This is a genomic window from Vibrio sp. 10N.247.310.17, from assembly GCF_041466605.1.
Taxonomy (GTDB): domain Bacteria; phylum Pseudomonadota; class Gammaproteobacteria; order Enterobacterales; family Vibrionaceae; genus Vibrio; species Vibrio tasmaniensis_A.
The window spans coordinates 12,424-31,415 of sequence record NZ_JBFSTC010000067.1 but is presented as its reverse complement, the minus strand read 5'-3'; the positions used below and the strand labels follow the sequence as shown (position 1 = coordinate 31,415).

Here is an 18,992-nt window from a genome sequence, read left to right as displayed (position 1 = left end):
AGAGAAGCTGCTTAGTAAACAAGCGAATGATGACAACTACCTTGAAAAACGCCGAAAACCTCGTATTCTCTTCGGACAAAACTTCTAACATGGATAAGATATCATCATCTTTATACGTCATTTTGGAGAATAAAGAGGACAAAAATAATAATGATATAGACACCATATTGGATGTAGTAGAACTTTGGGAGGAGTAAAGATCAGGAGGAAATTTCACACAACAACTTACCTTGAATTCCGATAAGGTAAATAGGTTCAAAGAACACCAAAAAAGGCAATATCTAAAACAGAAAAGCGCAATACAACACTTAAGTAATACCACGCTTTTAATTTCAGATAGAACTAGTAGCAAGGAAAAAAGTCAACCAAACACATAAGTTGACTTCCAAGCTCAACAAAAAATGTTCCCCTTCCATTGAACTATTAGGCTTACAGCGCCTTATAAAAAGTTAGCCATTCACCTCGTTCTAAGCCACTGACGTGCACACCAGAGATGCCACTTGAAGTTGTCGCATTGGTCGGAGAAAACGAGAGGTTTACGTTTTTGAATTGATCGGAGATTTCACTTTCCGTGCCCGTTTGAGAAAGAATGTAACCCAAGTTGGTTGAACTCCAATTTGAATTGCCGCTGTCTTCCCACTTTTTGAGGAGTTCTTTGGTCACCAGTTGGCTGCCAACTTTTAGAGCCGGGCCGCTGATATTTCGGAACTGATAATAGTCCGCACCCGAAGAAGTTAACGCAATCACCTTATCTTCTAACACATACAAAGACTTGATAGCATTGTTACTCAGAGACTCTGTTACAAGTAAGGTTCTCGTCATGTTATCAACGATATAAAGAGAACTTGCTGTGGTAATCGCACTGGTTTTTCCGTCTCGCGATGTCGCTATCTTGCTAATAGCAGAATCAACGGTCAGCTCCCCAAGTACAGTTTGTTGTATCGAGTTAGACACCCACTCAACCTTATTACTATCCAGCCCCAACAATATCTGTTGATTCACGACAATATTGGCTGTTTTAAGGTTTAACTTATCAATCGTCATCTTAGTGGATAGGTTAGCCGTATCGATAACTTCTGCCGCTAAGCTGCTGTTTGAAAGGTAATTCTTATAGACAACCAATGCTTCACTTTCATCATAAGATGGCATGACTTGCGAAGAGGTAGCTTTCAAGGCGTGACTCCAGCTTTTCATTACTAGCTTATTAGCACTTAGCAATTTGAGTTCTTGCTGTGAGTATATCGAGCTTCCGGTATTTTTAATCGCCAGTAACGAGCCACTTTGTAACAGAGGAACCACTGCTGCGAAGTTATCATTGATGCACGACTCACTCGATTTAGGCGGCACGGCTGGATTAGGTTTTGGAATGGGTGGAAGCGTACCGCCACTACGACTGCTGTATGTATCAATCGCAAAAGCCTTCACGCCAACATTGTTATTATTCGAACCATTGAGGCTTGTGAGGAAAACACCATTAGCGCCTTGGCTATTACAAATATCACTCGATGTGGGTGAGACGTAAGCGGTCGGTTTGTAAACCTTGTATGCCTGAACACCATTTAACGCAGGAACTAACTGAATGATTTCACTCGAATCTACCGGTATTTCTCCGCCTCCAGTGCCACCTCCGTGATCGTCATCATCGTCATCATCGTCATCATCGTCATCATCGTCATGGTCGTCATAATCATCGTCGTCGTGCGAACGGATACTAACCAGACCAGAAACCGCTTGAGATGCAGGGTCACCATTGATTGTCACCGGCTTATTGCGTGAAGAGCTATCAATTTGCATAACCACATCATTAGCCGTTAAAAACACAATCTGACTGCTCGCTGGATTCAGAGCTATCGACTTCGCACCAGACAATTGCGGTACTGATTGTGAACCGCGAACAACCAAAGAGTCTTCAATTTGTAGATGCCGAGAAACCGTACCAGCAACGTCAATATTAGATAAGTCCAAAGTTTTATGTTCTATCATCAAATCAAGAGCATGCGCAATATTGGTATAAGAAGACTGCTTACCGTCACTTTGCGCCTTTTTCAGTGATTTTAACAACAGATTTGATAGTTCTTTAGACCCATGAGTTGAGTCCAGCACACTAAAATTGATGCCAACATGATCGCCTAACTTACTTTGAAGCGATGCCTTTGCTTGCTCTACATCGTTACTTACCGTTGGGTTAAACATCATCTCGCTATGAATCAAACTAGTGAAAGGCGTCACCACTTTCATACCAGGAGAAGCAGTCAAAATTGCACCATCATATTGCCTTTGCTGTGCGTACCCAGAAACATCAGCAATCTGTTTCTCTTGATCACTGCATACGCCATTCAGATCTGCATCAGCGCATACTAATGAATCTAGAAATGCATAGCCTGAAGCCGTAGACCCAACTGGGTTTTCGCTATCAGAACTACCTCCACATCCAGAGACCATTAAGACACTAGATATTGCTAGTGACAATTTGCATATTAAGAATTTATTGTGCATTTTTTCGACCGATTCACCTAGTTCATGATTTTATTGATAGTATTTTATTTTGCTATTAAATCACTTAACGAAATAAAAGATCAAATGATATTGATAATTACTATCATTTAAATTAATATCCTCCGCCTTTCCTATGGGTAATTTATAAATTATTTGGAGTTCAGGTGGTAAGGAATCCATACAAATTAATGAGTGTTTCACTCGTTTCCACAATGCTGATTGCTTGTGGCGGAGCAGAGTCAGATCCGAAGCTCAAACAGTCACAAACTAAGCCAAGTTCTCAGAATATTTCGGGCATAGCTTTGGATGGTTATTTACGCAACGCGAAGGTTTGTTTAGACAGAAACAGCAATGCCATGTGTGATTCTGCTGATGGAGAAATTGCCACTACGGACGCCGAAGGACGATTCCAACTAGACGTCGACAATGATGTCGCCCAATACCCAATATTGGTCGAAGCGGTTGCCGGTATAACCATCGATATGGATTCACCGAATCAGCCTATTGAATCCGGATTTACGCTAGAAGTACCGAGTAGCAATTCGGACGTGATTAGCCCCGTGACGTCTCTCATTGCAAGTGTATCGAGAACCAGTGGAATCAGTTTTGATGAAGCAACCCAGCTTGTAGCCAGCGACTTAGGCATCGATAAACAACTGGCTGTTGGTGATTATTCCGCATCAAACTCAACCAAAAGCCGTGAAGTACACATGTTTGCGCGCGGTGTTACTCGCGTACTTCAAGAAGCACAAATGGCCTCTGTTGATGCAGGTGTCGACCAAGTAAATGCTCGAAAAGGATCTATGTACAAGCTGGCAGAGCTTGATTTAACAGAATTTAAAGCCAAGACCGATTTGCTGTCTCATGGCGCATCAGGAACCGATAGCGCATTGAAACAACTTGGTAAGGAATACCGAGACCAACTCAAAGTTTCCCAAGAAGACATCGATGGAAATGAAATCATCACTAGGCCGCCAGCGCCTAAGCACGGTCAAGTCAATGATGCCTCAGACACCTTCGATTGGCAGCTTGTGCGTGGCTTCACTCACAACACAGATTACGAATATTCATTGGATTCAGGGAAGACTTGGACAACGGTAATTCGTAAGCCGATTGTTGTAGGGAAACTGGCGTTCGACAAAGGAGCCGTTCAAGTTCGAGTTGCTGCGTCTAACGTTCGTAATACCCCTGCCGGAAAGTCCATGCTTTCAGACAAAGCGTTTACGCTAACGACAGTGCCTGCTGCTCCAGCCTGGATTAGTGTGAATAACGCGATCAATCAATTTGATTGGGCATTTGTCGACTCGTTTAATGAACTAGGTTTGTATGAATATTCATTAGATAACGGCTCAAGCTGGACAAAAGCGACTGAAAAGCCTCAAGACATTCCAGATCTAGATATTCCAGTTGGACATCTAAAAGTTCGTGTAGCCAAAGATGACTCGCTAGGTCACCCAACAGGATTAAGTTCAGCATCAGAACAATCGATGACGGTAACCCCAATCCAACCAGTAAAACCGGTATTGGAATTTGCTAACGACAGCACCAATCAGATCAACTGGCTTTGGGTTAATGGATACAACGACCCATCTTTCTACGAGATTAATCTAGGTAATGGTTGGCAGGACGTCACCGCACTGCCGTATCTTGTTGGCAATGTTTCACTTCCTGCAAACACGATTTCGGTTCGCGTTAAGTCAAATGCACTGGATGCCCGCCCCGCGGGAGTTCCGTTGGTTATCAGCTCTGTATTCACTCGCTCAGAAAATCAACCTATAGCACCAACCTCACCGATTGTTGACGATGCAGAAAACACATTCGCATGGACAGACGTTGAAGGATTTACGGGAAGTGATTTCTACGAATACTCTCTCGATAGAGGCATTACTTTTACCCCTGTAACTAGCAACCCACAGGCTATCCCAGATGAGACGTTTGCCAAAGGGCAAATCTGTGTAAGAGTAAAAGCAGGTACCGATCCTCAACATGATCCTGGCGAAGCGCTGTGTTCAGACAAGGGCTACTCTGTTACTCCTAGTATGCCTGCCGCACCGACATCACCAATCTCTCATGACGGATTAGATACATTTGACTGGACGTTTGTTACCGGGTTTTCAGAGGTAACGGATTACGAGATCAATGCGCTTAACACAGGTTGGACAGTCGTTACCACAAAGCCATATCAGCTAAATGACCAAGCTTACGCTATTGATTCAATCCAAGTACGCGTTAAACGAGATCCGATTACGGGTCGCCCTAGTGGTTCAGAGTTGACGAACGATATGGCGTTTAATGTTCGTCCGTCAGCACCAATTGCCCCGGCGGATCTGGTGGTTAACGACACAAATAATACTCTCGATTGGACATACTTCGGCGAATTCACTCAGCCCGAGCACTTCGAAGTCACACTCGACTCCGGTTCAACTTGGACAAAAGTAACCGCTAAGCCTGTAGTGATTGGTAATATCGACAAAAGTATCGGTGAGGTTCAAATACGCGTCGCTCAAAACAAGACGAATGGCATGCCTCATGGCGTAGCAGCATTAACCACACAAGCCTTCACCAAAGTGTTTGAGATTCCAGCACCAACATCGCCTGAGATAACCAACACTTTCACTGGCTCAAACCAAATCAAGACCAATGGTTTTGAGTGGGACTACTTAACTGCCAACGTTGATGGCCAGTCTGTTCGCTTTGATGAAGCCGAATACTATGAGTTCACCAATGACCAAGGCCTCACTTGGCACCCTGCTATTTCGAACCCACAGTTCATTGGCCCTGAAGCGTATGACAAAGCCAATGTCGGAGTTCGACTAAAGAAACAAGCAAAAGAAGGCGTTTCCAATTCAGTCAGTGACACCCTTTGGGCTACAGATGCTAGTAGTCGCTTCACTGCATTAAAATTCGTACCGATGAAAACCCGTTCGCAAGCCGCTGATTTTGGTTACGGTGGCTCATGGAATTCCTACTCCCTAAATTGTATTGCTGAATACGATGACAAAGGACAAGGGGAACCGAGGTTTTGGACGAAGCGATTCTCTTCAGAAACCGATACCGTCTTCGATGAAGTCGCACAACTGGATGATTGTGATATCGCTGGTTGGACGCTTCCAGACACCAATGAAGTGATTACGCTATCGCAACGAGATCCTGCAACACTGCCATCAAATCTAAGAAGTGGTGGTTACTTGGTATCGAATCAGTCAATGAATATATTAGCGGATAAAAATGGCGTCGCTGTCACTATCAACAAAGGCCAGGAATCTGTTGAGCAATATTATTCAAAATACGCATACCCTAAATGGGAATTACCGCCTGGAGCGCAGCTAGTTAGTCACATTGATGCTTCAACAACTGCTGTTGAAACCCTACTCAATACACAAAGTTCAATAGTAAAGGCGGCTGAGGCTTACCTAACAACATGGTTAGCAAACAATCAGAAAAAAGCGCAAAGCTACGCGACTTTAGAAACCCAAGCACAAGCTAAAGCTGTTGAACTGGCGGCCTTTACTAAACCATGGTTTGACGAACTGAGTGCAGTGAGCACGAAACTCACCATTTACGACTTTCAAGTATCGGTTGCTCAAAGCCGCACTGATACGGAGAGCCTTGAGTTCATTACCAAAGTAAAAGCTTACAAAGAAAAAGCAGCCAAACTACAGCAAAACTCGAACGGGTTAAATGCACTGGTAGAAGGCGCTAAGTTTGCTCAAAAAATGGCGTTCATCCAAAAAAAATCGGTGATGCTAACCGATGCCGCAAGCGCAATAGGCTCAGCTTCATTGGCTTCAGAGCTGCATCAAGCAAGTTTGGACCTCTACAGTGCCATTTCAGTATTAGAGAGCCAATATGAGCAAGTCGCTGACTTTATTACTCAACTGAATACAGCGACCAACGGAATTGGCTCTGAGTTTGATTCGCTCATCGCTCTATATCAAACACTTATCAAAGAGATGAGCACAACAGCCACACTCCACGATCTCGCTCAATCTAAGGTGTTAGCAAAAGATGGACTAAAACAAGCGGCAGACAATGGGTTTAGTGTTTCTCAAGCCAACGCAATGGTAAGTAATCGCTTCGCCAAGTTGGATGAACTAGGAAACTACCTGACAAGCGACACAACCTATCAACAAGGTTGGCGCTGTGTTGAAGACACGAAAATTTCAGGAAAACGTCGAGTATGGGCGCTGCTCAAAGATGGACTACCGCATGGTGCTGACGATCTTGCCTATGATGCTTCAGCGACCGGATACGCCAGCATACTAGGCAGCAACGAACTACTCGCTAGCACTAATAACAACAAGCTGTGTGGTTTTAGTGACTGGGAAGTTCCGCACTTAGCACAGCTGCTGTCGATTAACACCAAAGCTGTCGAAGGTTCAAATTCGAAAATGACCTTGGATACAGACGTATTTCCAAATTACTTGGGACTCAAGCCAGAATACGACAAATCTTATTTAGATAATGGAACCACGTTTTATTACTGGTCTAGTGCAGCAAGCGGTGATCAACAATACATCACAAGTTACGACACTAAAGAAAGTAGCCAAACCTTAGATAAAGCTCGTACCGATGGTTCTGAAGACAAAGTCGTCTTAGCTCGATTATTCAGAGAAAAGTCTGCTAATTATCAGTATCTAAATGCGCAAGGAACGGTAGTAACCAACCGACAAAATGCAGTGTGTGCTCAAGACACAGACAGCAACTTGGTTTGGCAACTCTTCTCTCGAGGTGATAGTAGCCGTTTCAAGAAATACGTAGATATTGCCCCTCTTATCACAGCACAAAATACCAAGAGTATTTGCGGAAAAGCCAATTGGCGTTACCCAACAAAAGCTGAACTGTATAGATTATTACCACTTAATAACGAAGTATTTGAGTTCAACGAAGCAACTGGTGGTAGCTATAACTACTACATCACCAGCGATGCTGCCGACTCACAATATAACCGTTTCGTCGGTTTGAACATGAATACGATGGTGGAAACGCAAGTGTTGATAGAGACCCATTCACCAGCTTATCTATATCGATTAGTTGCAGACTAACGACACCTTTATTAATTATCACAGCAGCCTCAACTGAGGCTGCTTTCATCTAGGAAATAACAACATGTTGAACAAGAAAAAGCAGCGCGGCGCGGCCGCTATCGAATACGCAATTCTCGCAGCAGCAATGTCTGTGGTCTTGCTTAATTTTGTAGGCGGCGAAAATGGTGATCTAACCGAAGCCATTACTGGCGCTTACCAAACTGTCGTCGATCAGCTCAAAAACGCTCAAACATCAGAATAAGCCCGTTTACCGTAAATTAAAGGAATAGTTATGACTGCTAAGCGACTCATGTTGCTGTCGTTATTTTGCTCGGTGCTCGGATTGTCCGTTTTACTGTTGAGCCAAACCAATAGCGAGTCTGCGACCACCTCTTCTAAACAAGCCGCTAAGCAAACGGTCAAAGTGCTGGTTCCAACTCGTACGATTGAGATAGGCCAAACCTACACGCCAAACTCGTTTCGATGGAAAGAAGTTCCACAGCAAGAGTTAGAGAACTACATCGACCACGTGGCACCGGAAGATATTTCTGCCGACCACACGATGTCAGGGCTTGCACGCACCAAACTCGTCAAAGACTCAATATTGTCGAAAGCCGACATTACCGAACCCGAAGGTGGCTACTCGCTCTCATTGAAGTTACAACCAGGCTATCGCGCGATTTCAGTCCCTGTCGATCAAGTCACGTCTAATTCAGGCTTCATTGAGCCGGGCGACCGAGTGGATATTCTCCTACTCGGTTCACAAGATGGTGAGCTACTTCGTTATGGCAATTCATCTCAAGGATTGTACGTTACAACGATAGTTCATGACGCAAGAGTCTTGGCATTTAATAACAAGCAAACGGCAGAATCTTATCAAAAGGCTCGGGAATCGAATGGTTTCGAAGATGGTATCCCTGACGACAGCAGTGTCTCTTTAGAAGTGACGCCCGAACAAGCAAACCAAGTGGTTCTTGCGAAACAATTAGGAAAGTTAACGCTTGTATTACGCGGGCAAAACGAGGCTCAAGATCAACCTCAACACGCAAATGCCGTGACGCTAAAAGTCATTTCTCCAGACACAACTCAGGTATTACCTGACGTGGGTTTAGTGGAATTTAGAGCCGAAAATAAAACTGTTAAAACTAATACTGGAGCTGATAACAATGGCTAATATCTGTCGTTGGTGGGGTGTTCTCCTGCTATCAAGCCTATGTGTCTCTTTTGCATCTGCAGCATCAACATTTGATGTCACGATCAATGAGGCGAGAATGATTCGCTTACCTGAAAAAGCGAAATCCATTTTCATCTCTAGCACCCATATCGCTGATTACCAAACCTTAACCAATACCAAGGTGATGATATTCGGTAAGCGAGCGGGCAGCGCTACGATCACCGTTTTGAATGAACAAGAACGCGTGATTTATACCAACAAGATTCGCGTCACGCATAATAGCCATGAGTTCAATGAACTGGTTAAAAACAAGTTCCCAGAAGCGTCAGTCAACGCTGAATCTCTGGGTGGAAAGTTATGGCTTAAAGGTCGTGTTCCCTCTCCGATGATGGCACACAATATCGTATCGCTCGCGAAAGGCTACTTATCCCCTATTGTCGGTTCTACCGAACAACAAGAGAGCTCGAATTCACAGGGAAACAGTAACAACAGCAGTAATTCAACCAATCAAAATCAGCAGACTCAACCCAATGATGATGAGCTGATCAATCAATTGGTTGTCACCATGCCAAATCAGGTCAACATTCGTGTAAAAATCGCTGAAGTCTCAAGAAATGTATCCAATAAGTTGGGCATCAAATGGGGTTCAGTCGCTGGCGGTGTGGGGCAATTTTCGTTTTCAAAGCTGCCTAATGTCAGTAGTTGGGGCAAGCCGAGCATTACTGCTCTGATTGATGCGCTAGCAACCAACGGCATGATGTCTGTGCTTGCTGAACCTAACTTGACCGCAATGTCAGGTGAAGATGCTGAGTTTTTGGTGGGTGGGCAAGTACCGCTACCACTGATTACGGCTGACACCACTCAGATTGAATACAAGGATTTCGGTGTGAAACTGAACTTCACCCCAACCGTGCTCAGCCAAAACCGTATCAGCTTAAAAGTGAACCCCGAGGTCAGTAATGTCTCAATCGAAAGCCAACAAGTGATACACGGAACTAACTTCCCTTCTTTTACCACTCGTAGCGCCTCCACCACCATTGAATTGGCGAGTGGGCAGAGCTTCGCTTTAGGCGGGTTATTGAAATCGGAAGACATTGAACAGCTACAAAAAGTACCGCTTATCGGTGAAATACCGGTTCTCGGTAGCCTGTTCCGCTCGACTGAATTCACTCGTAGAGAAACAGAGCTGATCATCATTGTAACGGCTTACCTAGTTCAACCGACTCGTTCGGACTCAATGCCACTCCCAACCGATGGTTTAATCCCGTTGAGTGATGTTGAACGATTACTGGCACTGCCGAGAATTCAACGTAAAAGAACGTTTAGTCAAGACACATACACCGACAACCAGAAGCCTCGCTTACTGGGTGACAACGGGTTCTACTACTGAGGACATCATGAACAAATTATCCTTATTACTGCCCGCTCTCATTGCGCTTGCGGGTTGCGCGCCAACGCCTACAACCCAACAACCTTCTGTGGATGTGGTGTCCGTGACAAACAAGCTGACTTTAACACTGTCGGGTAAAACGTTATCGGCTCAAGAGAAAGATGACATCTCTGATTTTATTGCTCGTCTAGGTACGCTATCCAACTTAATGGTCAAGATTGAAAATACGACTCAGAAAGGAGAAAGCCAAAGTGAAAAAGTTAGGCTTCATCTGATCGAGTCAGGCCTCTACCCTTCTCAAATTTCAGTATCTAATCCATCGGTACAAGGTAAAGGTGATCTCACGATTTTTGTTGAATCTTATCGTGCCGAAGTAACAGCATGTGACGCGGGTAAAACACCAAGAACCACACTCAACGCTTATCGTACTCAGCGCAATTTTGGCTGTGCGAATGCCAGCGCACTGGCGCAAATGGTCGCAAATCCAAAAGACCTGATTGTTGGTCAACCCATCGACAGTGCACAAGGACAAAAAGCGGTGTCTAGCATCGATAACTACTTTGCACCACCAGCACAAAACCAACAGACAAACTCTGGTTCTTCGAATACCACGCTAGGAGGTTCGCAATGAATCAAGTACACAACTTAACGGTACTGATCGCGGCATCGGAGCAACTCGATACATTAGCGCTCACATACACACTGAATGATTTCGGTATCAACAACATCACAACCTCTTCGAATCAAGAAGATGACGTGGTGAGACAGGTACTTAAAAATGACGTTAAAACCATCTTCCTCGATGTATTGAATAGCGAATTGCCAGAATCAAAACAGGTTGTTCAGCATTTAATACAACGTACTGGGTGCCAAGTTATCGCGATTGGTCATTCAACCGAAATTTTGGCTTACCGTGGAATGCTCGCATCCGGTGCCAGTGACTATTTAGTCAACCCAGTGACACCACAAGATCTTGAACACGTCTCCTTTGCTGCTTTGCAACTCAACAACGAAAAACGAAATGAAAAAATCGTTTCCATTGTCAGTGCAAAAGGTGGCTCAGGAAGCAGCACCATTATAGCCACGTTATCGCAGCAGCTTGCCGAACTCGATAAACGAGTAACTAGTATGGACCTCGATTTTTCGATGGGTGATTTGGATTTGCTACTCAATGTCGAAGGCAACACGGCGTTGGTAGAGCTTTTACAATACCCAGAAAGATTAGAACCTCTCGTATTTGAGCGCAGTGGGATCAGTGTGTCACCCGAGCACACGCTCTTTACCGGTTATCTACCTTTAGACACCACACCATTTTGGCCACAAAAGAGTGCATTCGATCAGTTTACAAAGTTCTGCCTGCAAAGTTCAGACTACTTACTGATCGACATCCCGACCTATTCATTGCGTGACCTGGTTGGCTTTGAAGCGCTTAAAAGTGCCGATATTCGAATCATTGTGGTTGAACCTACACTCAGCTCCATTCGCAATGCAGGCCAGATAATCAAACGACTTCAAAACCAAGCAGCTTCGCAAACCATTGTGGTGTTGAACCATTGTAAGTCCGATTCAGCATCCCTTATTTCAGCCCATGATGTTAAGAAATCACTTGGTACATCTGTAGACGTCATGATTCCATTTTTGCCAAACCATTTCTTGAGCAAGTCATCGCTTGGTCAGCCTGCCCATAAAGGCAATAGGAAAGTGAAGCTCGCGTTTAACTCTCTACTTGAACTAGTCACTGGTGAGCCGCAACAAGGCAACCGCCGTTTTTGGAAGCGAGGCGCATAATGTTTGGTCAGAACACACAAGCCATAGATCCGATTGTAACGAATAGAGCTCGGTCTCATGAAGCCCTAACATCAACACCCTCAGTTCGTGAGCATTATCATGTGATTCATGAAGAGGTCATCAAGGCGATCGACCCATCGGTTGTAGTGAGCTTAAGCGCACCCGATCTTGAAGCTAGAATTGCCGAAATGGTGTCAGATATCGTGGTCTCTAAGCAGTTACCACTTGGTCACAAAGATGTCGCTCATTCAGTGGAACAATTGCTCAATGAGTTTCTAGGATTAGGCCCACTGCAGCCCTTAATTGAAGACCAAGGCATTACCGACATCATGGTCAATGGGTACCGTGAAGTCTACGTAGAACGCTCAGGAAAATTGCAAAAAACGGCCTTTCAATTTCGTAATGAAGAACAACTTCTCAACCTAGCGCGACGCATCGTCAGCAAGGTCGGGCGAAGAATCGATGAATCGAATCCATTAGTCGATGCTCGATTGGATGATGGTAGCCGTGTCAATGTGATGATCCCACCGCTAGCGCTTGATGGAACCTACATTTCCATCCGAAAATTCAATGAGAATAAGCTAACACTCAGCCAATTGGCTCAGTTTGGCGCAATGTCGAAATCGATGGTTAAGCTTATCGATATTATTGTTCGCTCACGCCTTAATGTGCTTGTTGCGGGAGGCACTGGTGCAGGTAAAACCACACTGCTCAACGCGATGTCTTTTAGCATTTCACCTCAAGAACGCATCATTACCATTGAAGACACCGCAGAACTGCGTCTACAACAGCCTCATGTTGTGCGCGCTGAAACTCGCCCAGCCAATGCCGAAGGCTTAACGCCGATTACCCAGCGAGAGTTGGTACGAAATTCTCTACGAATGCGACCAGATCGCATCATTTTAGGCGAAGTTCGTGGTGATGAAGCCTTTGAGATGATGCAGGCAATGAACACCGGCCATGATGGTTCACTGTGTACATTGCACGCAAACTCGGCGACTGACGCACTCGTTCGTATGGAAAACATGTTAATGATGAGCCAAGCGACTCTGCCTCTGTTCTCATTGCGCCGCCAAATCGCAGACACCATCGATGTCGTTATACAAGTCGAAAGAATGCGTGATGGCAAAAGACGCATTGTTTCGATCACCGAGGTGCAAGGGTTAGAAGGAGAACAATACATCACCCAAGACTTGTTCAAATTCAAGCTGTTATCGGAAGATCAACAAGGCAACCTGATTGGCGAATATAAGAGTGCTAAGTGCGTACCAAGCTTCAATGAAAAAGCCAAGTATCATCAACTCGATGCTCAACTAAGAGTAGCGATGGAGCTTGAAGCCTGATGATCCTAGTTCTCACTGTTTTTGTTTTGTTTGTCGCGATCGGGTTAATCAGGTTGAGCTCAAAGCAAGCTATCGTCAATAAGCGCTTATTGTTGGTAAGCGGCAGTCAACGCTCGCTTACAGCTGACGTTTCAATCAAAAAAATCAACCACCAACGTAGCAACAAACTGCATGCTTTCTTTTTACGAATGAGTGCATTGCTGCCAGTTTGGGATAAGTACTTTATTGTCTTATCAGCTATCGGTTTCCCAGCATCAGGCCACATGTTATTTCCCCAACTGGCAATGCATCATCAACTTTTCTCCGCTGTTGGACTTTGGGTTGTATGCACATGTGCCTTGGTGATGTACCGCCGAAAAATGCAGGTAGAAGAGTTCGAACAAGGCATCATCAATGTACTTGGCTTAATTTCTAGAGCGGTGGCTGCGGGGCTCTCAGTCCCACAAGCGATTGAACAAGTGTCAGAAACCCAACCAGGGCTATTAGGACGTGAGTTCTCCTATATTCGCGATAACTTAACGCTCGGTTTAAGCCTTCGACAAAGCCTCGATGATGCATGCGTTCGCCTTCCTTACAGCAGTTTCCGCTACTTCTCGGTCGCGTTGATCCTGAATCAATCGAATGGTGGCCAACTGCGCGACATTCTTCAAAGCTTAAGCAGAACCATGCATGACAATCGAGCGATGAGAAAAAAGGTCAAGAGCTTAACCTCGGAGCCTCGTATGACAGCCCTCTTTCTTTCTATCTTACCCTTGGGGTTATTGGGTGGTATCTATTTGATGGAACCCGCCATGATAGTCCAATTGTTCAACACAGAGTCGGGACAGCGGGTACTAACCTACGCCGTCATTAGCATCAGCTCAGGCACACTCATTTTGAACGCTCTGACTTGTAACAGAAGGTTCTCATCATGATGTATGTTGCCTTGCTTCTGTTGGGATGTGCACTACTACTCACAGTTGTCGCACACTTGTCTTCCTTCAAACGAGATGTTGTCGCTGAACGACTGACTCGCGTATCGAGCTACTCCTCTAAGTACACCACCGCTTCAAGTAAATGGCGCTTCCAAGGTGCAAAACCACGACGCCAGAAGTTAATCCTCATTGGCTGGTTGAGTCCTAATGCAGAGTTCTATTTTCTTGGCTTAAGACTACTGACGATGGTGATGGGATCTATTGCTTGGTATGTCACTCGAATCCAAGTGCTTAACATGAACTCTGTGGCCGAATGTATCGCAATCGCCATTGTGGTTGGCATCCTGTTCGACCGCATTCTAGATTGGCGTGTGAACCAAGTCCGAATGCAAATTAGCCGCGTTATTCCTGATGCCGTCGATCTGATGGTGGTATGTGTCGCATCAGGCCTAACACTCGAAGCGGTATTTCGCTGTGTCGGTGAAGAGATGCGTGCGATCTCTCCAGCATTGTCACGCGAATGGCTACTCACTGCGACTGAGATATCGGTTCTTGATTCACCACAAACGGCACTTTCAAACCTAGACAAACGAGTCCAGCTTCCTGACATCAACAATATTGTGACCACCATGAATCAATCGCTTCAATACGGCACACCTCTCGCTGAAGCGTTAAAGCTGATTGCCTCTGATAGCCGCCAATATCACTTCTTAGAGCTTGAAGAGTGGGTAGGAAAAATACCAGCCAAGATGTCATTCCCTTTAGTGGTCTTCATCATGCTACCTGTCGTGGGCATTATTGTCGTGCCAATCATGTTATCCCTTAAACAAACTCTGGGGGGCTTATGAACAAGATCGTTCTCTTGGGTTTAGCGCTGATTTTGGTGGGCTGTCAGTCAACGAATAACGTTGAAAAAGAGACCTCTGAAGATATGAAAGTCGCCGAGGTTGCACTGATGAATGGCAAACCAGAAAGTGCCATGGATCTGTACCGAAAGATGCTGATATCGAAGCCTGATGACCCACAGTTACTATTGCTAATGGGGTCTGCTGCGAATCAAGCCAGTCGTTATGATGAGGCGCTGCATTATCTAAAGCGTGGTATCGAGCTTAATCAATCGAGCGCGATTTACAGAGAACTTGGCCGAGCTTGGTTGGCGCTCGGTGAGCTTAAACAAGCCACAACCGCTCTCGAAGAATCTGTCAGATTAGTCGCAACTGATGATGTCGCCCAAAACAGTTTAGGCGTGAGTTACTCGCTCAATAAGCAGTATTCAAAAGCGCGTGAATCTTACTCTCATGCCCTCAGCTTGATGCCATCCAGTAATGAGTATCGCAACAACTTAGCCATGGCTTGGATACTCGATGGTAAACCAGAGCAAGGGATTCGAATTCTGCACCCGATCTTTGTCCGAGGTGAAGCGAGCGTAAAACTGCAACTCAATCTAGCACTGGCTTATGCGCTTTCTGGAGACAGTGCGTCCGCGAAAAGTATCGCTCGTGCACATCTATCTCAACCTGAGTTCGCCAACAATAGTCTGTATTACCAAGAGCTTGCTGCTAAAACAGAGCAAGGAGAACAGTGATGCTCTCACGTCAAAAAGGTGCGCAGACCGTCGAGTTTGCAATGTTGGTGGTACCGTTCCTGATACTGATCATCGGTTTCTTTGAGATCTGCCGCCTGCTGTTGGTCAACATCATCCTTGATGTAGCCGTTAATGCGGGTGTTCGTGAGGCCAAGACACGGCCGATTAGCCCTATTTCAGACCAAGCTTTTGCCGAGACTATCGCAAAGTTCCCACTGATAGATAAGAGCAAGCTCGTCTTGGATCCATCGCCGCTATACGCCGAAAACTTCTCAGATTTAGTTAATGAGAAACCGGTATCCAAAAGCAGAGCAGTGTTAGGCGAGTACAAGGTGTCTTACTCATTTTCATTTGCCTTATTACCTAATCTATCAACTCAGTTTTCTGAGTCTATCGGCAACATGACAACCTTGAAAAGAAAGGTACTGGTTAGTTATGACAACAAATAAAACACCTCGAAAAAAACAAGCGGGTTCAGCAGCGATTGAATTCCCCTTCGTTGTACTCGCACTCATGATCATTTTGTGGGGGCTTGTTGCTACCTACCGCTTATTCAACCTACAGACTCAGCTCGACAACGTGACATATAACCTAGTCAACGCCGTTTCACTAACGCAACTGAAACCAGAGCAAGGCCCAAACGGATTACCTAATACGTTAAAGGATCAGCTTCTCGATCTCGCCGAACGTTATCTTCCGCAAGACATCAAGCGCAGCGATATTGGGTTGGTACTTGAAAGCCGTGTATTTAATACCACTGCTTCGAACTGGGAATACAAGCACATCCATGCCGGGATCATCTGTCAAAGCGACACTCCTCCCATCGAGAAACTAAAGGCACTTATCGTTGAGGGTAGCGGCGACCCTGCGTTAGTTGGAAGACCATCCACCTTGGTTCAACTCACTTTATGTGTGAATACACCGTTTGACTACAAGCGACTCAATCTTCCTAAAACACTCTCAAGTTCATCAGCCGTGATAGGAAAGCATTATGGTTAAACCAATATTCGGCAGCATTGCGCTTAAAAAACAGCAAGGCTCCATGACCATTTCATTGTTGGCGTTACTGTTTCCAGCGCTTTTCATTGCCGTTGGCACCCTGATGATCTCGGCTCAAGTAATGGTTTCAAACCGAGCAGCGCAAGCCGCCGATTCGGCCGCATTAGCGTGTGCTTTTGCTGATACAGCCACACACCCAATGATGTTGGCTTACCAAGAGTACTATAAGCCAACCCTAAAAGGCGTGAGTGGCTTAAAACCAGAAATCATAGGCTCAGAATGCCGTATTAGCCTAGGTTATTCATTATCACCCTTACTGCCCAACTTCAAATATGAGAGCTATGCAAACAAGGTAACGGCGACAGGTGGTGGTTATAAAGGTGTGGTTGAAAGCAAGCACTCTTCGATTCCAACGGAGCTGGTATTGGTACTTGATGTGTCTGGATCGATGGGTTCAAACATCCAGTCGTTGAAATCCATTTTATCCAATGCATTGAATACGATTCAATCTCAGAGCAATAACGCTAACGATTTGGATTCTGTAAGAATTTCAATCGTTCCCTTCGACTCTGGAGTCGCAGCGCAGCGCCCACATTGGTTATCCAAAGAAGCGGCCGGTATCTACTGTATCGATGGGCTTAGCTATCGCAATGGCAATTTCTCTGCAGCACTGACGGTCGACAACTTAGCGACGCTGCACTCAGAACGCCCTGTGAAGTTTACACCGCCAAGTCAATGGTTAAGCGACTGTAACCAAGACTCACCAATGCTGCCATTAACCAGCGTCTTTTCTCGCGTCCGAAACTCGATAAACAGCCTAACAGCAAATGGCGGTACTCGCTCTTTTCACGGCTTGTTATGGGGAGTGAGACAACTGATCCCTAGCTGGCAACAAGCATGGGGAATCAACGTCAGCACAGTACCTGAAACCAGAAGAAAGCTAGTGCTCTTCACCGACGGTGCTGACGAAGGAGACACGTTTGACCAACTGGTTAACGCAGGGTTCTGTACTACCGCAATCAATCAATATGGCATCGAAATGAACTTCATCGGCTATGGCGTCAACTCATCTCGAATCGCCCAATTCGAGCGTTGTGCAGGGAACCCATCACGTGTGTTTAGTGCCACGAATACCACCCAACTCAACGAGTATTTTTCCGACATTTTAGCCGTTGAATACTCGGCAACCATCAAACTCACTCAAGCATCTAATTAACAGAACTTACTTAGAAACACTGAACTTTAAACACAGTTAAAAACAATGGAGAACAACATGTTTACACGAGCCTTAGCGTTATTGGCGCTATGCCTTTCTTTACCCGCATTGGCTTATCAAGAAGGCGATTCTTTATCACCAGACGTTATCGAGAAACTGCAACTTAACAACGATGAACTGACCATTATCGACTTCTTTGCAGAGTGGTGCGTCTCTTGCCGCGAAGAGCTACCGGAAGTCAATCAACTCTACACCGAACTCAAAGGCACTGGTGTCACGTTTAAAGGCGTGGACGTTGATGAAGATGTTGAGGTTGGCTTGGCGTTTCAAAAGCAACTCGGACTGGAATTCCCTGTTGTTAACGACCCTGAACAAGCATTAATTGCCGAGTTCAAGCCGATCGGCATGCCAGCGCTTTATTACATCTATCAAGGCAAGGTTATCAAGATTCGTTTTGGTGCCATCAACCACATTAGCGACGTCATTACTGACGACCTCACCAAGATGGGAGTGCAACTGTAATGCTAATCAAAGCCACCCTTGTTGGGCTACTCGCTATTCCAATGACTGCTAATGCGGCTCTTGAACTCGATCTTAGTGGTTTAGGAAAGAAGCCCGCTGAACAGCAAGCCAACGATAGCGGAAAAAACGAAGGCCCAATCATTGAAGAAGAGATCATCTCCAGCACCGTTTATTCAAGTGGCGGTGATTATTCAAACCCAGAAGCGAAACGTGCAACCAGACGAAATATTGAAATGGTGAAACCCAAGGCAAAGCAACTGGTTATCGAACAGAAAGCACAAGAAGTAAGCAACAAACCTTCTGCTCTGGCTTTCGTTGATGAGTTTCTTGGTATTGAACCTGTAAAGCCTTGGGAAAAAGGCACATTGGCTCAAAAAGAGATGAAACCCGGTGGCCCGGTGCCTGAATTCGACGTCTTTTCTGAAAAGGTCTTCGCTTACAAACAAGGTTCCGTCGGCGGCAGTGGTGTTGGTGGCGGTGGCTGTGGTTGTAACTAACCGCTCCATCAATGAACAAATCAGTATTTAAAAAAACAAAA

At 45.2% G+C, this 18,992-nt stretch carries 17 protein-coding genes; 16 read left to right on the top strand and 1 reads right to left on the bottom strand.

Annotated features, from left to right (window positions below; genetic code table 11):
* The coding region (locus AB6D80_RS17190) for a hypothetical protein (RefSeq protein WP_371708276.1) at positions 1 to 197 on the top strand (197 nt) is incomplete at its 5' end.
* Between the two features lie 232 nt (positions 198 to 429).
* Here the strand turns inward: AB6D80_RS17190 and AB6D80_RS17185 are convergent.
* Complete coding sequence (locus AB6D80_RS17185; RefSeq protein ID WP_371708277.1) at positions 430 to 2,442, bottom strand: hypothetical protein; 2,013 nt, start codon at positions 2,440 to 2,442, stop codon at positions 430 to 432.
* Positions 2,443 to 2,684: 242 nt separating this feature from the next.
* On the opposite strand from AB6D80_RS17185, the gene AB6D80_RS17180 reads away from it, so the two are divergent.
* The 15 genes from AB6D80_RS17180 to AB6D80_RS17110 all read left to right on the top strand — a co-directional run bounded on the left by AB6D80_RS17180 (position 2,685) and on the right by AB6D80_RS17110 (position 18,951).
* The gene (locus AB6D80_RS17180; RefSeq protein WP_371708278.1) at positions 2,685 to 7,541 is read left to right on the top strand and encodes a DUF1566 domain-containing protein; all 4,857 of its coding nucleotides are present in this window, start codon (positions 2,685 to 2,687) and stop codon (positions 7,539 to 7,541) included.
* Between the two features lie 64 nt (positions 7,542 to 7,605).
* Positions 7,606 to 7,785, top strand: a complete 180-nt coding sequence (locus tag AB6D80_RS17175; protein ID WP_371708279.1) for a Flp family type IVb pilin — start codon at positions 7,606 to 7,608, stop codon at positions 7,783 to 7,785.
* 30 nt (positions 7,786 to 7,815) lie between these two features.
* On the top strand, positions 7,816 to 8,697 hold the full coding sequence (gene cpaB, locus AB6D80_RS17170) for a Flp pilus assembly protein CpaB (RefSeq protein WP_371708280.1): 882 nt from the start codon (positions 7,816 to 7,818) through the stop codon (positions 8,695 to 8,697).
* On the top strand, positions 8,690 to 10,087 hold the full coding sequence (locus AB6D80_RS17165; RefSeq protein WP_371708281.1) for a type II and III secretion system protein family protein: 1,398 nt from the start codon (positions 8,690 to 8,692) through the stop codon (positions 10,085 to 10,087). The genes cpaB and AB6D80_RS17165 overlap by 8 nt, the downstream gene beginning before the upstream one ends.
* Positions 10,088 to 10,094: 7 nt before the next feature.
* Complete coding sequence (locus AB6D80_RS17160) at positions 10,095 to 10,718, top strand: CpaD family pilus assembly lipoprotein (protein ID WP_371708282.1); 624 nt, start codon at positions 10,095 to 10,097, stop codon at positions 10,716 to 10,718.
* Positions 10,715 to 11,875, top strand: coding sequence for an AAA family ATPase (locus AB6D80_RS17155; protein WP_371708283.1), 1,161 nt, complete (start codon positions 10,715 to 10,717; stop codon positions 11,873 to 11,875). The genes AB6D80_RS17160 and AB6D80_RS17155 overlap by 4 nt, the downstream gene beginning before the upstream one ends.
* A complete protein-coding gene (locus AB6D80_RS17150) occupies positions 11,875 to 13,218 on the top strand; it encodes a CpaF family protein (protein ID WP_371708284.1) in 1,344 nt (447 codons plus the stop codon). Before AB6D80_RS17155 ends, AB6D80_RS17150 begins: the two co-directional genes overlap by 1 nt.
* On the top strand, positions 13,218 to 14,132 hold the full coding sequence (locus tag AB6D80_RS17145; RefSeq protein WP_371708285.1) for a type II secretion system F family protein: 915 nt from the start codon (positions 13,218 to 13,220) through the stop codon (positions 14,130 to 14,132). Before AB6D80_RS17150 ends, AB6D80_RS17145 begins: the two co-directional genes overlap by 1 nt.
* Entirely contained in the window at positions 14,129 to 14,980 is an 852-nt protein-coding gene (locus tag AB6D80_RS17140; protein WP_371708286.1) for a type II secretion system F family protein, read from the top strand. The genes AB6D80_RS17145 and AB6D80_RS17140 overlap by 4 nt, the downstream gene beginning before the upstream one ends.
* Positions 14,977 to 15,717 (top strand): lipopolysaccharide assembly protein LapB, encoded by a 741-nt coding sequence (locus AB6D80_RS17135; RefSeq protein WP_102497085.1) that lies wholly within the window; start codon positions 14,977 to 14,979, stop codon positions 15,715 to 15,717. The genes AB6D80_RS17140 and AB6D80_RS17135 overlap by 4 nt, the downstream gene beginning before the upstream one ends.
* Entirely contained in the window at positions 15,717 to 16,166 is a 450-nt protein-coding gene (locus tag AB6D80_RS17130; protein WP_004732812.1) for a TadE/TadG family type IV pilus assembly protein, read from the top strand. The genes AB6D80_RS17135 and AB6D80_RS17130 overlap by 1 nt, the downstream gene beginning before the upstream one ends.
* Positions 16,153 to 16,716 carry a tight adherence pilus pseudopilin TadF gene (tadF, locus tag AB6D80_RS17125; protein ID WP_371708287.1) on the top strand — a complete coding sequence of 188 codons (564 nt, stop codon included), beginning with the start codon at positions 16,153 to 16,155 and terminating at the stop codon, positions 16,714 to 16,716. Before AB6D80_RS17130 ends, tadF begins: the two co-directional genes overlap by 14 nt.
* Positions 16,709 to 17,932: a VWA domain-containing protein gene (locus AB6D80_RS17120; protein ID WP_371708288.1), complete on the top strand. Its 1,224-nt coding sequence runs from the start codon at positions 16,709 to 16,711 to the stop codon at positions 17,930 to 17,932. Before tadF ends, AB6D80_RS17120 begins: the two co-directional genes overlap by 8 nt.
* 57 nt (positions 17,933 to 17,989) lie before the next feature.
* The gene (locus AB6D80_RS17115; RefSeq protein ID WP_065105139.1) at positions 17,990 to 18,454 is read left to right on the top strand and encodes a TlpA disulfide reductase family protein; all 465 of its coding nucleotides are present in this window, start codon (positions 17,990 to 17,992) and stop codon (positions 18,452 to 18,454) included.
* Positions 18,454 to 18,951: a DUF4266 domain-containing protein gene (locus AB6D80_RS17110; RefSeq protein ID WP_017107673.1), complete on the top strand. Its 498-nt coding sequence runs from the start codon at positions 18,454 to 18,456 to the stop codon at positions 18,949 to 18,951. Before AB6D80_RS17115 ends, AB6D80_RS17110 begins: the two co-directional genes overlap by 1 nt.
* Positions 18,952 to 18,992: the final 41 nt, after the last annotated feature.

Excerpts from the sequence above, each read along its gene's own strand:
- AB6D80_RS17185 (WP_371708277.1), bottom strand. The coding sequence starts at position 2,442 with ATGGTCTCTGGATGTGGAGGTAGTTCTGATAGCGAAAACCCAGTTGGG.
- AB6D80_RS17180 (WP_371708278.1), top strand. The coding sequence starts at position 2,685 with ATGAGTGTTTCACTCGTTTCCACAATGCTGATTGCTTGTGGCGGAGCA.
- AB6D80_RS17175 (WP_371708279.1), top strand. The coding sequence starts at position 7,606 with ATGTTGAACAAGAAAAAGCAGCGCGGCGCGGCCGCTATCGAATACGCA.
- cpaB (WP_371708280.1), top strand. The coding sequence starts at position 7,816 with ATGACTGCTAAGCGACTCATGTTGCTGTCGTTATTTTGCTCGGTGCTC.
- AB6D80_RS17165 (WP_371708281.1), top strand. The coding sequence starts at position 8,690 with ATGGCTAATATCTGTCGTTGGTGGGGTGTTCTCCTGCTATCAAGCCTA.
- AB6D80_RS17160 (WP_371708282.1), top strand. The coding sequence starts at position 10,095 with ATGAACAAATTATCCTTATTACTGCCCGCTCTCATTGCGCTTGCGGGT.
- AB6D80_RS17155 (WP_371708283.1), top strand. The coding sequence starts at position 10,715 with ATGAATCAAGTACACAACTTAACGGTACTGATCGCGGCATCGGAGCAA.
- AB6D80_RS17150 (WP_371708284.1), top strand. The coding sequence starts at position 11,875 with ATGTTTGGTCAGAACACACAAGCCATAGATCCGATTGTAACGAATAGA.
- AB6D80_RS17145 (WP_371708285.1), top strand. The coding sequence starts at position 13,218 with ATGATCCTAGTTCTCACTGTTTTTGTTTTGTTTGTCGCGATCGGGTTA.
- AB6D80_RS17140 (WP_371708286.1), top strand. The coding sequence starts at position 14,129 with ATGATGTATGTTGCCTTGCTTCTGTTGGGATGTGCACTACTACTCACA.
- AB6D80_RS17135 (WP_102497085.1), top strand. The coding sequence starts at position 14,977 with ATGAACAAGATCGTTCTCTTGGGTTTAGCGCTGATTTTGGTGGGCTGT.
- AB6D80_RS17130 (WP_004732812.1), top strand. The coding sequence starts at position 15,717 with ATGCTCTCACGTCAAAAAGGTGCGCAGACCGTCGAGTTTGCAATGTTG.
- tadF (WP_371708287.1), top strand. The coding sequence starts at position 16,153 with ATGACAACAAATAAAACACCTCGAAAAAAACAAGCGGGTTCAGCAGCG.
- AB6D80_RS17120 (WP_371708288.1), top strand. The coding sequence starts at position 16,709 with ATGGTTAAACCAATATTCGGCAGCATTGCGCTTAAAAAACAGCAAGGC.
- AB6D80_RS17115 (WP_065105139.1), top strand. The coding sequence starts at position 17,990 with ATGTTTACACGAGCCTTAGCGTTATTGGCGCTATGCCTTTCTTTACCC.
- AB6D80_RS17110 (WP_017107673.1), top strand. The coding sequence starts at position 18,454 with ATGCTAATCAAAGCCACCCTTGTTGGGCTACTCGCTATTCCAATGACT.